Below are 1,304 nucleotides of genomic sequence, written 5' to 3' on the forward strand. Positions count from 1 at the left end.
CCTGAGTAGGGCTGGACACGCGAAATCCAGTTTGAATCCGGGAGGACCATCTCCCAACCCTAAATACTCCTTAGTGACCGATAGTGAACCAGTACCGTGAGGGAAAGGTGAAAAGAACCCCGAGAGGGGAGTGAAATAGCACCTGAAACCGTGTGCCTACAAGAAGTTCGAGCCCGTTAATGGGTGAGAGCGTGCCTTTTGTAGAATGAACCGGCGAGTTACGTTATGATGCGAGGTTAAGTTGAAGAGACGGAGCCGTAGGGAAACCGAGTCTGAATAGGGCGACTTAGTATCATGATGTAGACCCGAAACCTAGTGACCTATCCATGAGCAGGGTGAAGGTGTGGTAAGACGCACTGGAGGCCCGAACCAGGACACGTTGAAAAGTGTTTGGATGACTTGTGGATAGCGGAGAAATTCCAAACGAACTGGGAGATAGCTGGTTCTCTCCGAAATAGCTTTAGGGCTAGCGTCGAAATGTAAGTGTATTGGAGGTAGAGCACTGTTTGGGTGAGGGGTCCGTCTAGGATTACCAATCTCAGATAAACTCCGAATGCTAATACACATGTTCGGCAGTCAGACTGCGAGTGCTAAGATCCGTAGTCGAAAGGGAAACAGCCCAGACCAACAGCTAAGGTCCCAAAATATATGTTAAGTGGAAAAGGATGTGGGGTTGCACAGACAACTAGGATGTTAGCTCAGAAGCAGCTATCATTCAAAGAGTGCGTAATAGCTCACTAGTCGAGTGACCCTGCGCCGAAAATGTACCGGGGCTAAACATATTACCGAAGCTTTGGATTGATATTTTATCAATGGTAGGAGAGCGTTCTTAACCGCGATGAAGGTATACCGTGAGGAGTGCTGGAGCGTTAAGAAGTGAGAATGCCGGTATGAGTAGCGCAAGATAAGTGAGAATCTTATCCACCGTAAGACTAAGGTTTCCAGGGGAAGGCTCGTCCGCCCTGGGTTAGTCGGGACCTAAGGCGAGGCCGAAAGGCGTAGTCGATGGACAACTGGTTGATATTCCAGTACTAGATATGATCGTGATGGAGGGACGCAGTAGGCTAAGAGATGCCAGTTAATGGATTCTGGTCTAAGCAGTGAGGTGTGAGATGTGTCAAATGCATTTCTCTTTAACATTGAGCTGTGATGGGGAAGCAACTACGGTTGCGAACTCTCTGATGTCACACTGCCAAGAAAAGCTTCTAGCGTAAAGTCATATCTACCCGTACCGCAAACCGACACAGGTAGTCGAGGCGAGTAGCCTCAGGTGATCGAGAGAACTCTCGTTAAGGAACTCGGCA

At 48.8% G+C, this 1,304-nt stretch carries 1 rRNA gene; it reads left to right on the forward strand.

Going from position 1 to position 1,304, the window contains the following annotated elements:
* A 23S ribosomal RNA gene (locus ABZ321_RS58190) occupies nucleotides 1-1,304 on the forward strand; the annotation flags it as partial.

It is taken from the genome of Dactylosporangium sp. NPDC006015 (genome assembly GCF_040614215.1).
Classification (GTDB): Bacteria; Actinomycetota; Actinomycetes; order Mycobacteriales; family Micromonosporaceae; genus Dactylosporangium; species Dactylosporangium maewongense.